Consider the following 324-nt stretch of genomic DNA (forward strand, 5'->3'; position numbering starts at 1 on the left):
CTAAAGATTTTTTTATACCTGGACTGACAGACTCTAAGAAGCTATCTAAACAAAAAAGAGATGAGTATTTCATTAAAATACAAGAAGAAGCCTTAGCGATTGGAATTGGTATTTCGAGTGCTAGGGAGATTGATCATCATAATATCTATCAAGCTACGAAACTAGCTATGAATCGAGCGATAGAGGACATTGATGTTTCAATAGACTATTTACTATTAGACGCGATGAAGCTTCCAATATCAATTCCACAAACGTCAATTATTAAAGGCGATTCAAAGAGTATTAGTATAGCGGCAGCCTCCGTTATTGCGAAAGTTACAAGAG

The 324-nt window shown here is 35.5% G+C and carries 1 protein-coding gene; it reads left to right on the forward strand.

Translation table 11 applies throughout. The features are described 5' to 3' along the window. Nucleotides 1–324: ribonuclease HII (locus AOA62_RS07575; RefSeq protein WP_143521791.1), on the forward strand; the 324-nt coding region annotated here is incomplete at both ends.

This window comes from Pseudomonas sp. 2995-3 (assembly GCF_002742565.1).
Taxonomy (GTDB): domain Bacteria; phylum Pseudomonadota; class Gammaproteobacteria; order Pseudomonadales; family Pseudomonadaceae; genus Aquipseudomonas; species Aquipseudomonas edaphica.